The organism is Streptomyces sp. NPDC041205 (genome assembly GCF_055591765.1).
The window spans coordinates 193,045-207,831 of sequence record NZ_JBVIZH010000010.1 but is presented as its reverse complement, the minus strand read 5'-3'; the positions used below and the strand labels follow the sequence as shown (position 1 = coordinate 207,831).

1 protein-coding gene is annotated in these 14,787 nt (G+C 75.2%); it reads right to left on the bottom strand.

What is annotated here, in order from left to right:
• Window positions 1-31 precede the first annotated feature (31 nt).
• Window positions 32-14,776, bottom strand: coding sequence for a type I polyketide synthase (locus ACZ6BG_RS33505; RefSeq protein WP_469008508.1), 14,745 nt, complete (start codon window positions 14,774-14,776; stop codon window positions 32-34).
• Window positions 14,777-14,787: the final 11 nt, after the last annotated feature.

Genomic DNA, 14,787 nt, shown 5'->3' with positions numbered 1-14,787 from the left:
GACGAAGACGCGGTTTATCGCTGTGGGGTTGTCAGCCCCTGCCGAGTTGCTTCTTGATGAATTCGAGCATCTCGTCGTCGCTGGCGGCGGCGAGTTGTTCGCCGACGTCGGGGGTGCCGGTGGTGGTGGCGGTTCCGGCGCCCGGCTGCCCGCCCGCGCCATTGGCTGTGCTCTTCCAGCGGTCGAGTGCCGCCTGGAGGCGCACGGCGACCTTGGTGCGGGTGATCTCGTCGGCGGATCCGGCCGCCGCGAGGCTGCCTTCGAGCCGGTCGAGGTCGCCGAGCAGAAGCAGGGCGGGGTCGGCTGCGTCCGGGGCGAGTTCGGTGCGCAGGCAGTCGGCGAGTGCCGTGGGGGTCGGGTGGTCGAAGACCACGGTGGCGGGCAGGACGAGGCCGGTGAGGGCGTTGACGCGGTTGCGCAGCTCGACGGCGGTGAGGGAGTCGAAGCCCAGCTCGCGGAAGGCGCGGGTGGGTTCGACGGCTGCCGCGCCGCTGTAGCCGAGGACGGCGGCGACCTGTTCGCAGACCAGGTCCAGGAGCAGCCGGTCCTGTTCGGGCCGCGCGAGTACCGCGAGGCGCGCCGCCAGGTCCGGGCCGCCCTGTCCCGCGGCGGTTCCGCCGACGCCGGTTCCGGTGTCGCCGGTGCCGGACAGGCGTGCCGCTTCCGCTTCCGGCAGTTCGGCGTAGAGCCTGCTGGGCCGGACGGCGGTGAAGGCGGGTGCGTACTGCTGCCAGTCGACGTCGGCGACGAGGACGGCGGTGCGGTCCTGGGCGAGCAGTCGCTGAAGGGCGACGACGGCGCGCTCCGGCTCCAGGGGTGGCAGAGCCCCGCCGCGCAGTCGTTCCGCGGCCACTCCCTCGGCGGCCATGCCGCTGCCCGCCCACGGGCCCCAGGCCACCGAGGTGGCGGTCAGGCCCCGGGCCCGGCGGGCGTGGGCGAGCCCGTCGAGGTAGGCGTTGGCGGCCGCGTAGCTGCCCTGTCCCGCGCCGCCGGCCACGCCGGCGAAGGAGGAGAACAGGACGAACGCCGACAGGTCGAGACCGGCCGTCAGCTCGTCCAGGTTGCGGGCCGACTCCGTCTTCGCGCGGAAGACGGTCGCGAGCCGCTCGGGTGTCATCGCGTCGAGGACGCCGTCGTCGAGGACACCGGCCGCGTGGAACACGCCGGTCAGCGGCGCGTCGGCGGGGATCTCCGCGAGGAGGCGCGCGAGCGCGTCCCGGTCGGCGGCGTCGCAGGCCGCGACGGTCACGCGGACGCCCGACTCCTCCAATTCGGTACGGAGTTCCTGCGCACCCGGCGCGTCCAGGCCCCGCCTGCTGGTCAGGACGAGGTGGTCGGCGCCCTCGCGGGCGAGCCAGCGGGCCACGTGGCCGCCCAGGGCGCCGGTGCCGCCGGTGACGAGCACGGTGCCGTGCGGCGCCCACGCGGCGGCCGGTTCACCGTCGTGCGGGGCGCGCACCACGCGGCGCCCGAACGCGCCGGAGCCGCGCACCGCCACTTGGTCCTCACCGGCCCAGGCGCCCCCGATGACCCGGCCGAGCCGGGACAGGGCGGCCGTGTCGGCGGTGTCGGGCAGGTCGACCAGACCGCCCCAGCGCTCCGGGTACTCCAGGGCGGCGACCCGGCCGAGACCCCACAGGGCGGTGCGGGCGGGCGCGGTCCGCGCGTCGGCGTGTCCGACGGCGACGGCGTCGCGGGTGGCGCACCACAGGGGTGCGTCGACGCCGGTGTCGCCCAGGGCCTGGATCAGTGCCAGCGTGAGCGCGACCTCCGCCGGTGCGGCACCGCCGTCACCGGCCGCGTCGGCTTCCACGTCGTCGGCGGCGAGCAGCGACAGCACACCGTCGAAGGCGGCCACGTCGGCCGCCGCGCCGAGTGCGGCACGCAGGGGTCGGGCGAGCGCGTCCCGGGTGGTGGCGTGCGCGGGCACCTCCACCGTCACGAGCCGCACGTCGTGCTCGGCCATGAGGGCGGCCACGGCCGCGCGCCACGACGCGCCGTCCGCGCTGTCCGCGCTGTCCGCGCTGTCCGCCGGACCGTCGATCTGTCCGTCGGCCTGACCGTCCGTCCCGTCGGCCGTCCGGCTTTCCGGTACGACGACGAGCCAACTGCCCGTCAGCTTCCCCGCCGCCGACTCGGTGAGCGGCGTCCAGGACTCGTGGTAGTTCCACTGGTCGAGGGTGAAGGTCTCGCGCCGCTGCTTCCGCCAGGCGGTCAGCGCGGGCAGGACCTCGGTGAGCGGGGCGTCGTCCGGCACCTCCAGGGTCTTGGCCAGTTCGGCCAGATCCGCGCTCTCCACGGTCTCCCAGAACCGCGACTCCACCTCGTCCACCGCACCGGAGCCCGCCAAGCCCGTCGTGTCCGACGCCGCCTCCAGCCAGTAGTGCTCGTGCTGGAAGGCGTACGTGGGCAGGTCCACGCGGCGCCGCGCCTCGGCCGGTGCGTACAGCGGCGCCCAGTCGGCCTCCGCGCCGCGCACCTGGACCTTGGCGAGGGCGGTCAGGAACGTGTCCGCCTCGGCGCGGTCCTTGCGCAGGGCCGCGATGAGACCGGCCTGCGCGTCCAGGTCCGTGATCGTGTCGTGCGCCATCGCCGTCAAGACGGCGTCCGGGCCCAACTCCAGGAGTGTCGAGACTCCCTGGCCGGTGAAGGTGGCGAGGCCGTCGTGGAAGCGGACGGCCTCGCGGACGTGGCGGACCCAGTAGTCGGGGTCCTTCAGCTCGTCCGGGGTGGCGAGCTGACCGGTCAGGTTCGACACGACCGGCAGGACGGTGTCCTGGTACGTCAGCTTCTCGGCGACCTTGCGGAAGTCCTCCAGGACGGGGTCCATGAGGGGTGAGTGGAAAGCGTGCGACACCTTCAGCCAGCGGACCTTACGACCCTCACCACGAAGCTTGCCCTCCAGGCCCTCCAGCGCGGCCCGCTCACCGGAAAGCACCACCTGCGAGGGGCCGTTGACAGCGGCCAGACCGACATGGTCCTCCACGCCCTCAAGGAGCGGCAGCACCTCAGCTTCGGCCGCCTGCACCGCCAGCATGGCCCCACCCGCAGGCAGCGACTGCATCAACCGGCCACGCGCGGCGACCAGTTGAGCCACGTCCTCCAGGGACCACAGCCCGGCCACATACGCAGCCGTCAGCTCACCGATGGAGTGCCCACCGACAACCTCCGGCCGCACCCCGAACGACTCGGCCAGACGGAACAGCGCCACCTCGACCGCGAACAGAGCAGGCTGGGCGAACTCCGTCCGCTCCAGCAGCTCGGCATCCGAGCCGAACATGACGTCCTTCAACGGCCGGTCCAACAACCCGTCCAGGTGCGCACACACCTCGTCCAGCGCATCCGCGAACACAGGGAACGCCTCATACAGCTCACGCCCCATACCAACCCGCTGACTGCCCTGCCCCGTGAACACGACCCCAAGACGGCCCTCCACCACCGAACCCGACACAACACCCGGCCCCTGGCCACCGGAGGCAACCGCCCCCAGCCCGGACAGGAAGTCGTCACGGTCTCGACCGAAGACCACGGCGCGGTGTTCGAGGGAGGAGCGGCCCGTGGCCAGGGACCAGCCCGCGTCGGCGAGTCCGGCGCGGTCGGCGGCGAGGGCCGGGTCGGCGACGAGGCGTTCGCGCAGGCGGGCTGCCTGGGCGCGCAGGGCGTCGGTGGTGCGGGCCGAGAGCTGCCAGGGGACGGCGGTGCCGGTGGTGTGCACCTCGCCGGGGCCCTGGGGGGTGGTGGGCTTGCGCCGGGGGGCCTGTTCCACGACGACGTGGGCGTTCGTGCCGCTGACGCCGAAGGAGGAGACGCCGGCGCGGCGCGGGGCGCCGTCCCGGTCGGGCCACTCGCGGGCGCGGTCGAGCAGCTCCACGGTTCCGGCGGACCAGTCGACGTGGGTGCTGGGCCGGTCGACGTGCAAGGTCTGCGGGAGCATGCCGTGGCGCATGGCCATCACCATCTTGATGATGCCCGCGACACCGGCGGCGGCCTGCGTGTGCCCGATGTTGGACTTCACCGAGCCGAGCCACAGCGGCCGGTCGGCGGGCCGGTCCTGGCCGTAGGTGGCGATCAGGGCCTGCGCCTCGATCGGGTCGCCCAAGGTCGTGCCCGTACCGTGGCCCTCGACGGCGTCGATCTGCTCGGGCGCGAGGCGGGCGTTGGCGAGGGCCTGGGTGATGACGCGCTGCTGGGACGGGCCGTTCGGGGCGGTCAGGCCGTTGCTGGCACCGTCCTGGTTGACCGCGGAGCCACGGACGACCGCGAGGACTTCGTGGCCGTTGCGCCGGGCGTCGGACAGGCGCTCCAGGAGCAGCAGGCCCGCGCCCTCGCCCCAGCCGGTGCCGTCGGCGGCTTCCGCGTAGGGCTTGCAGCGGCCGTCGGTGGCGAGGCCGCCCTGGCGGCTGAACTCGTCGAAGGCGCCCGCTGTCGCCATGACGGTGACGCCGCCCGCGAGGGCGAGGTCGCACTCGCCCTGGCGCAGGGCCTGGGCCGCGAGGTGCAGGGCGACCAGGGACGACGAGCACGCCGTGTCGACGGTGACCGCCGGGCCTTCGAGGCCGAACGCGTACGACAGGCGGCCCGAGATGACGCTGCCGGACGTGCCGGTCATGAGGTGTCCCTCGACGCCTTCGGGGACGCTGTCGAGTCCGGTCGCGTACCCCTGGAAGCCGGAGCCGACGAAGACACCGGTCGAGGTGGAGCGCAGGGACTTGGGGGCGATGCCGATGCGTTCGAAGAGTTCCCAGGTGGTTTCCAGGAGGAGCCGCTGCTGCGGGTCCATGGCGAGGGCCTCGCGCGGGGAGATCCCGAAGAGTCCGGCGTCGAACTCGGAGGCGTCGTACACGAAGCCGCCCTCGGGCTTGTACCGCGCGGCGCCGTCGAGGTCCCAGCCGCGGTCGGCGGGGAACACGGAGATGGCGTCGGTGCCGTCGACGAGGAGTTGCCACAGCCCCTCGGGGGTGGTGGCGCCGCCGGGGAAGCGGCAGCTCATGGACACGATGGCGATCGGGTCGTCGGCCACGTCTGCGGGCACCGCCACCGGGGCGGGGGCCGCTGTCGCGGCGGTGGTTCCGCCGGACAGCTCCGCCAGCAGGTGGCGGGCGAGGACCTCGGGCGACGGGTGGTCGAAGACGGCCGTCGCGGGCAGTTGGATGTCGGTGGCTGCGGTGAGGCGGTTGCGCAGTTCGACGGCGGTGAGGGAATCGAAGCCCAGCTCGCGGAAGGCGCGGGTGGGTTCGACGGATTCGGCGCCGCCGTAGCCGAGTGCGGCGGCCGCCTCGGCACGTACGAGGTCGAGGACCAGGCGCTGCCGCTCGGGCTCGGGGAGCCCGGTGAGGCGTGCGGCCCACTCCGAGACCGGGCCGCTGTCGCCCGCCGGGGCGGCCGTCGCCCGCTGCCGCTCAGGGCGCAGCGCGGGCAGGCCGCCGAGGAAGGCGCTCGGGCGGGCGGCGGTGAAGGTGGGCGCGAACCGCTCCCAGTCGACGTCCGCCACGGTCAGGCACGTCTCGTCGGACGCGAGTGCCTGGGCGAGCGCGCCGACGGCCAGGTCGGGGGCGAGCAGCGCGACGCCGCGGCGGCGCAGGTGCTCCTCGGCCTCGGCGGTGGCCGCCATGCCGCTGCCGCCCCAGGCGCCCCAGGCGACGGAGGTCGCGCTCAGGCCGCGGGCGCGGCGGCGTTCGGCGACCGCGTCGAGGAAGGCGTTGGCGGCGGCGTATCCGGCCTGGCCGCCGCTGCCCCAGACGGCGGCGATGGAGGAGAACAGGACGAAGGCGTCGAGGTCCGCGTCGGCGAGGAGTTCGTCGAGGTGGGCCGCGCCCGCGGCCTTGGCGGCCAGCGCGTGGGCGAGGTCCGCCGGTGCGGTGTCGGCGAGGGCGACGGCGGGGCTCACCCCGGCGGCGTGGAAGACGGCACGTGGGCCGCGCCCGGCCGCCTCCAGATCGGCGAGGAGTGCGGCGACGGCGTCGCGCTCGGCGACATCGCAGGCAGCGACGGTGACCTCGGCCCCCAACTCCTCAAGTTCCGCCTTGAGTTCGGGGGCGCCGGGCGCGTCGAGGCCGCGCCTGCTCGTGAGGACGAGGTGGTCGGCGCCCGCGCCCGCGAGCCAGCGGGCGACGTGCGCGCCGAGCGCGCCCGTACCGCCCGTGATGAGCGTGGTGCCGCGTGGCGCCCAGTCCCGTGCCGGGCGGGCGGCCAGCGGTGCGTGCGCGAGACGGCGTACGAAGATGCCCGAGCCGCGCACGGCGACCTGGTCCTCGAAGCCGCTGCCGCCGCCGCCCGCCGACCCGTCGGCGGGGATGCCCGCGAGGGCGGTGGCGAGCCGGGTCACGGTACGGCCGTCCGGGGTCTCGGGCAGGTCGACGAGACCGCCCCAGCGTTCCGGGTGCTCCAGGGCCACGACCCTTCCCAGGCCCCACAGTTGGGCCTGCGCCGCGCTCGTGAGCCGGTCGCTGCGGCCGGTGGAGACGGCTCCGCCGGAGACCGTCCACAGCTTCGCGTCGACTTCGGCGTCCCCGAGGGCCTGGACGAGCGCCAGGGTGCCCGCGAGGCCGAGGGGAAGCTCGGGGTGGGCCGGGTGAGGGTCTTCGACGAGGGCCAGCAGGGAGACGACACCGGCGAGTCCGGTCGCCGCGTCGGAGGCACCGGAGACGGAGGACGCCTCAGGCGCGCCGGGCACGTGCTCACGCAGGCGCGCGGCGAGCGCCTCACGCGTCAACTCCGCACCGCCGAGCCGTACTTCGGCGACGCTCGCACCAGCCTGCGTCAACGCGTCGGAGACACCGGCGACCCACGGGTGCGCGGCGGCCTCCTCCGGTACGACGACCAGCCAGCGCCCCGTGAGGACGGGCCCCGGAAGAGCCCCGCCCGCCAACGGCTTCCACGTGACGCGGTAGCGCCAGCTGTCCACGGTGGACCGCTCGCGCTTCTGCCGCCGCCACGACGACAGGACCGGCAGGACGGCACCCAGTTCGGCGGCGGACCCGTCCGCCACCTCCAGCTCGGCCGCGAGGCCCTCCAGGTCCTCGCGTTCCACGGCCTCCCAGAACCGCGCCTCCACCTCGTCGGTCGCGCCCCCCGGCGCTCCGCTCGGCGTGCGCCCGTCGACGAGCCAGAAGTGCTCGTGCTGGAAGGCGTACGTGGGCAGGTCGACGATGGCGCGGGCACCGGGGAAGAGGGCCTTCCAGTCCAACTCCGCGCCGTGCGCGTGGGCTTCGGCGACGGCGGCCATGAGCCGGTGGGCGCCGCCCGCGTCCCGGTGCAGGGAGCCGAGCGCGACGGCCGGGGCGCCGGTGGCGTCGACGGCGGCCCGGACCGCGGTGGTGAGCACCGGGTGCGGGCTCATCTCCGCGAACAGCCCGTGGCCCTCGGCGAGCAGCGCGCGGACGGCCTGCTCGAAGCGGACGGTGTGCCGCAGGTTGCGGTACCAGTACCCCGCGTCCATGGGGGTGCCCACGTCCAGCCTCTCCCCCGTCAGCGAGGAGAACACCGGCACGTCGGCCGGGCGGGACACCACCGGGGCGAGGACCTGCGCCAGGTGCGCCTCGACGGCTTCGACCTGCGCGCACTGCCCCACCGCGAGGGCATCGACCTTGACGCCCTGCTCGGCGCACCGCGCCACCAGTTCGTCCAGGACCTCGGTCGCGCCCGAGACGACGGTCTCGGCGGGGCCGTTCACGGCGGCGAGTTCGATCCGGCCGTCCCAAGCCGCGATCAGCTCACGTACCTCCTGCTCGGGCAGCGGCAGGGACACCGTCCCGCCCTTGCCCGACAGTTCACGGACCGCCAGGCTCCGCAGGGCCACGACACGAGCCGCGTCCTGCAGCGAGAGCACTCCCGCGACGCACGCGGCCGCGATCTCACCCGGGCCGTGGCCGACGACGGCGGCGGGCTCGACGCCGGACGCCTGCCACACGGCCGCCAGGGACACCATCACGGCGAACAGCACCGGCTGGACGACATCCACCCGGTGGAAGTGCTCCCCGCTCAGCTCGTCGAACAGATCCCACTCGACGAACTCCGCGAGCGCGTCACCGCACTCCCGCATCCGGTTCGCGAACACGGGCGACTCGTCCAGGAGTTGGCGAGCCATCCCGGCCCACTCGGTCCCCTGCCCCGGGAACACGAACACCGGGCGGACCGTGCCGCCCTGGGCCTGTCCGACCACGACATGCCCGGCGCTCACGCCACCAGCCGTGCCATCGCCCCACGAGGTCGTGCCGTCGCCCCGCGCAGTCGGCTGGTCGCCGCGCGCCAGCCGTTCGAGGCCGGCGAGCAGCTCGTCCCGGTCCCGGCCGAGGACGACACCCCGGTGCTCGAACCGCGACCGTGCCACCGCGAGGGACCAGCCGACCTCGGCGACATCCGACTCGACCTGGGCCAGCAGGTGTTCATGGAGCCGTCCGGCCTGCTCCCGCAGTGCCTCCGGGGTCTTCGCGGAGAGGGCGAGGGGGGTCACGCAGGTGGGCGGTTCGGCGTGGCCGGAAGGCTCGTCCGGCTCGACCGGGGTGTCCGTCGGTGCCTGCTCCACGATCACGTGGGCGTTGGTGCCGCTCACTCCGAAGGCCGAGACGCCCGCGCGCCGGGGCGCGCCGTCGGCGTACCGCGGCCAGTCGCGTGCCCCCGTCAGGAGCTCGACGGCACCCGCCGACCAGTCCACCTCGGCGGAGGGGGCGTCCACGTGCAGGGTCTTGGGCAGCACACCGTGCCGCATCGCCATGACCATCTTCATGACGCCCGCGACACCGGCGGCGGCCTGCGTGTGCCCGATGTTGGACTTGATGGAGCCGAGCCACAGCGGCCGGTCGGCCGACCGCTCCTTGCCGTACGTGGCGAGGAGCGCCTGCGCCTCGATCGGGTCGCCGAGGGTCGTGCCCGTGCCGTGCGCCTCGACCGCGTCGACGTCGCCGGGCGTGAGGCCCGCGTTCGTCAGGGCGGCGTGGATGACGCGTCGCTGGGAGGGGCCGTTGGGGGCGGTCAGGCCGTTGCTGGCGCCGTCCTGGTTGACGGCGGAGCCACGGACGACCGCGAGGACGCGGTGACCGTTGCGGCGGGCGTCCGAGAGGCGCTCGACGAGGAGCATGCCCACGCCCTCGCCCCAGCCCGTGCCGTCCGCCGCCTCGGCGAAGGCCTTGCAGCGGCCGTCCGTGGCGAGGCCGCGCTGACGGCTGAACTCCACGAAGGTCGCCGGGGTCGACATCACGGAGACGCCGCCCGCGAGGGCCATGGTGCACTCGCCCTGGCGGATCGCCTGCGCGGCGAGGTGCAGCGCGACCAGGGACGACGAGCAGGCCGTGTCCACGGTCACCGCGGGGCCTTCGAGGCCGAAGGTGTACGAGATGCGGCCGGAGGCGACGCTCGCGGCGTTGCCGATGCCGAGGTAGCCCTCGACCTCGTCGGGGACGTGGTCGACCCCGGCGGTGTAGTCCTGGCCGTTGGTGCCCGCGAACACGCCGATCTGGCTGCCGCCGAGCGTCGCCGGGTCGATCCCGGCGCGCTCGAAGGCCTCCCAGGAGGTCTCCAGGAGGAGCCGCTGCTGCGGGTCCATGGCGAGGGCCTCGCGCGGGTTGATGCCGAAGAACTTGGCGTCGAACTGCCCGGCGTCGTAGAGGAATCCGCCTTCGCGGACGTACGAGGTGCCGGCGCGCTCGGCGTCGGAGTGGAAGAGGCCCTCGGTGTCCCAGCCGCGGTCGGCGGGGAAGTCGGCGATGGCGTCGACGCCGTCGGCGACCAGGCGCCACAGGTCCTCGGGGCTGCGGACGCCGCCGGGGAAGCGGCAGCTCATGCCGATGATGGCGAGGGGTTCGTCGTCCGCGGCCGCGCCGGTGGTGGCGGGCAGCGGGGTCGCGCTCTCGTCACCGAAGAGTTCGGTGTGCAGGTGGGCCGCGAGCGCGGTCGCCGTCGGGTAGTCGAAGACCAGCGTCGTGGGCAGCCGCAGGCCGGTGGCGGCGCCGATGAGGTTGCGCAGTTCGACGGCCGTGAGCGAGTCGAAGCCCAGTTCCCGGAAGGCGCGGGTGACGTGCACGTCGTCCGCGCTCGCGTGGCCGAGGACGTCGGCGGCCTGCCGGCGCACCAGGTCCAGGAGGGCGGCCTCGCGGTCCGCGGGGGCCAGGGCGGCGAGGCGGTCGGCGAGCGCGTTCGCGGGGGCGGTGGCCGTGCCGGTGGCGTCGGTGCCGCTCGTGAGGGCCGCGTGGGCCTCGGGGATGTCCGCGAAGAGGCGGCTGGGCCGGGCGGCGGTGATGCCGGGCGCGTACTGGGCCCAGTCGACGTCCGCGACGACGGCGAGCGCCTGGTGGCCGCCGAGCGCCTGGTGCAGGGCGGTGATCGCGAGGTCGGGGTCCATGGGGGGCATCACGCCGTGCCGCAGCCGCTCGGCGGCCGCGCCCTCGGCCGCCATGCCGCTGCCGCCCCAGGGGCCCCAGGCGACGGAGGTCGCCGCGTGCCCGGCGGACCGCCGGGCCTCGGCGAGGGCGTCGAGGGCCGCGTTGGCGGCGGCGTAGCTGCCCTGGCCCGCGCCGCCGACGACACCGGCGAGGGAGGAGAAGAGGACGAACGCCGACAGGTCCGCGTCGCGCGTCAGCTCGTCCAGGTGCCGGGCCGACGCGACCTTCGCGCGGAACACCGAGGTCATCCGCTCCTCGGTGAGGCCTTCCAGGACGCCGTCGTCCAGGACACCCGCCGTGTGGAACACGCCGGTCAGCGGCGCGTCGTCGGGCAGGTCGGCGAGCAGGGCCGCGAGCGCCGCGCGGTCGGCGACATCGCACGCCGCGACCGTCACGCGTACGCCCGACTCCTCCAGTTCGGTACGGAGTTCCCGCGCACCCGGCGCGTCGATGCCGCGACGGCTCGTCAGGAGCAGGTGCCCGGCGCCCGCGCGGGCCAGCCAGCGCGCCACATGGCCGCCCAGGGCGCCCGTGCCGCCGGTGACGAGGACCGTGCCGCCGTCGGCGGACCACTCGGCCCCCGGCGCGTGCTGGGCGGAGGCCGCGCCCGGCGCCGCGTCGCCCAGAGGCGCGCGGACCAGTCGCCGCGCGAAGACGCCGGAGGCGCGTACCGCGATCTGGTCCTCGCCGGACCAGTCCGACGGGCCCGCCGAGCCCGCCGAGCCCGACGACGCCGAGCCCGCCGGTCCCGGCGAAGAGGCGAGTGCCTGGGTGAGGTGGGTGACCGCCGTGGTGTCGGCGGTCTCGGGGAGGTCGATCAGACCGCCCCAGGACTGCGGGTATTCGAGGGCGGCGACGCGGCCGAGGCCCCAGACGGTCGCCTGTGCCGGGTCACCGGCGGGCTCGGACGGCGTCGTCGCCACCGCGCCGCGGGTCGCGGCCCAGACGGTGGCGGTGCTGCCGGAGTCGCCGAGCGCCTGGAGCAGAACGGCCGTGCGCAGGGCGGCGGTCGGCGCCGCTGCCGTGTCGAGGGCCGATGCCGTGCCAGGTGCCGCGGTGTCGGGAGCCGATGCCGTGTCGGGCGCCGATCCCGTGCCATCGCCGGACTCGGCGGTGAGGGCGAGGAGCGAAAGGGCGCCGTCCCACGCGGCCGCCTCGTGCCGGCCGAGGAGTGCGGCGAGGGCCGCCCGGTCGGTGGCGGCGGCGGCCGGGACGCGCACCACCGTGACGCGGGCGCCGCCTGCGGCGAGGGCGCGCTCGGCCGCGCCGCTCCAGGCGTGGCCGGCGTGCTCGTCGGGGACGAGCAGGGCCCAGGTGCCGGTGAGGACGGGGGTGTCGCCCGGTTGCCGGGGCGGCAGCGGGTTCCAGGTCACGCGGTAGCGCCAGCTGTCCAGCGTGGACGTGGCTTGCCGGCGGCGGCGCCAGGCGGTGAGGGCGGGCAGGACCGCGGTCAGCGGGGCGTCGTCGGGCACGTCCAGGGCGCCGGTGAGCTCCGCGAGGTCCTCGTGCTCGACGGCCTCCCAGAAGCGGGCCTCGGCGTCGTCGGACAGGGCGGTCGCGGGGGTGGCGGCCGCGGCGGCCGGTGCGGTGGTGTCCAGCCAGTACCGCTGGTGCTGGAAGGCGTACGTGGGCAGGTCGACGCGGCGCCGGGCGCGCGTCGGCGCGTACTGCGGGGTCCAGTCGACGGTGGCGCCGCGCACGTGCAGCCGGGCGAGGGCGGTCAGGAACGTGTCGGGTTCGGGCCGGTCGCGGCGCAGCGCGGCGACGAGTCCGGCCTGGGCGTCGGAGCCGGTGAGGGTGTCGTGGGCCATCGCCGTGAGGACGGCGTCGGGGCCGAGTTCGAGCAGGGTGGTGACGCCGAAGCCGGTGAGGGCGCCGAGCCCGTCGTGGAAGCGGACGGCCTCCCGCACGTGCCGCACCCAGTACTCGGGGTCCTTGAGCTCGTCGGCGGCGGCGAGGCGCCCGGTCACGTTCGACACGACCGGGAGCGTCGGGTCCTGGTAGGTGAGCCCCTGGGCGATCTGCCGGAACTCGTCGAGCATCGGTGCCATCAGGGGTGAGTGGAAGGCGTGGCTGACCTTGAGCCAGCGGGTCTTGCGGCCCTCGGCGCGCAGTTGTCCCGCGAGGTCCTCCAGGACGCCGCGGTCGCCCGAGAGCACCACCTGGGCGGGGCCGTTGACGGCGGCGAGGCCCACCCACTCGGCGACCTCCGCGAGCAGCGGGGCGACGTCGGCCTCGGACGCCTGCACGGCGAGCATGGCGCCGCCCCGGGGCAGGGCCTGCATCAACCGGCCGCGCGCGGCGACCAGTTGGACCGCGTCCTCCAGGGACCACAGCCCGGCCACATACGCGGCCGTCAGCTCGCCGATGGAGTGGCCGCCCAGGATCTCCGGGCGCACCCCGAACGACTCGGCCAGACGGAACAGCGCCACCTCCACGGCGAACAGCGCGGGCTGCGCGTACCCCGTCTGCTCAAGGAGTTCGGCGTCCGTGCCGAACACGACGTCCTTCAGGGGCCGGTCGAGAAGCGGGTCGAGGTGTCCGCACACCTCGTCCAGGGCCGTGGCGAAGGCCGGGAACGTCTCGTACAGCTCACGCCCCATGCCGATCCGCTGGCTGCCCTGGCCGGTGAAGACGACGCCGAGGCGCCCCTCGGCGACCGAGCCGGTCACCGTGCCGGGGGCGGCGGGGCCTTCGGAGGCGAGGGATTCCAGGGCGCGCAGCAGTTGGTCACGGTCCTCGCCGAGGAGGACGGCCCGGTGTTCGAAGGCGGAGCGGCCGGTGGCGAGGGTCCAGCCGATGTCGGCGCGCGCGGCGCGGTCGGTGGCGAGGTCGGTGCGGTCGAGCAGGCGCTCGCGCAGCCGGGCGGCCTGGGCGCGCAGCGCCTTCGCAGTGCGGCCGGACAGGGGCCAGGGCGTCGGGCCGACGGCGGGCGGCAGGTCGGTGCCGGGGGCTTGGGGGGCGCCGTCCTGGGACTGGTCGGGAGCGTCCTGCGCCTGCTCCTGGGTGACGTCGGCGGGGGCTTCCTCGACGATCACGTGTGCGTTGGTGCCGCTGACGCCGAACGAGGAGACGCCCGCGCGGCGCGGCGCGTCCTCGCGGCCGGGCCAGTCGCGGGGCTCGGTCAGCAGCTCGACCGCTCCCGCGGTCCAGTCGACGTGCGACGACGGCTGGTCGACGTGCAGGGTCTGCGGCAGCAGCCCGTGGCGCATCGCCATGACCATCTTGATGACGCCCGCGGCGCCCGCGGCGGCCTGGGTGTGCCCGACGTTGGACTTGACGGAGCCGAGCCACAGCGGCCGGGTGCGCGGCCGTCCCTGCCCGTAGGTGGCGAGGAGCGCCTGGGCCTCGATGGGGTCGCCGAGGGTGGTGCCCGTGCCGTGCGCCTCGACGGCGTCCACGTCGCCCGCCGTGAGGCCCGCGTTCGCCAGGGCCGCGCGGATCACGCGCTGCTGGGCGGGACCGTTCGGGGCGGTCAGGCCGTTGCTGGCGCCGTCCTGGTTGACGGCCGATCCCCGTACGACCGCGAGGACTTCGTGCCCGTTGCGGCGCGCGTCGGAGAGGCGCTCCAGGAGCAGCAGGCCGACGCCCTCGCCCCAGCCCGTGCCGTCCGCGGCCTCCGCGAAGGCCTTGCAGCGGCCGTCGGCCGCCATGCCGCGCTGGCGGCTGAACTCGACGAAGGCGGTGGGCGTCGACATCAGGGACACGCCGCCCGCGAGGGCGAGCCCGCACTCGCCCTGGCGCAGCGCCTGCGCGGCGAGGTGCAGGGCGACCAGGGACGACGAGCAGGCCGTGTCCACGGTGACGGCGGGGCCCTCCAGGCCCAGGCTGTAGGAGAGACGGCCGGAGACGACGGCGGCGGTGTTGCCGGTGCCGGAGTAGCCCTCGGTGCTGTCGGCGGCCTCGGCGACGACGGCCGTGTAGTCCTGGCCGTTGGTGCCGGTGAACACGCCGGTGCGGCTGCCGCGCAGGCTCAGCGGGTCGATGCCCGCGCGCTCGACGGCCTCCCAGGCGGTCTCCAGGAGGAGGCGCTGCTGCGGGTCCATGGCGCGGGCCTCACGCGGCGAGATGCCGAAGAAGCCCGCGTCGAACTCGTCGGCGGCGTACACGAAGCCGCCCTCGCGGGCGTAGGTGGTGCCCTGGTGGTCGGGGTCGGGGTGGTAGAGCCCGGCCACGTCCCAGCCGCGGTTGGCGGGGAAAGCGGACACCGTGTCCACGCCGTCCCTGACGAGTCGCCACAGCTCCTCGGGGGTGCTCGCGCCGCCGGGGAAGCGGCAGCTCATCGCGATGATCGCGACCGGCTCCGCGTCCTTGGACTCGAGTTCGCGCACTCTCCGACGAGTCGTGTGCAGATCCGCCGTCACCTGCTTGAGAAGGCGGCGGATTTTGTCGTCGTTCACCATCTGGCCTA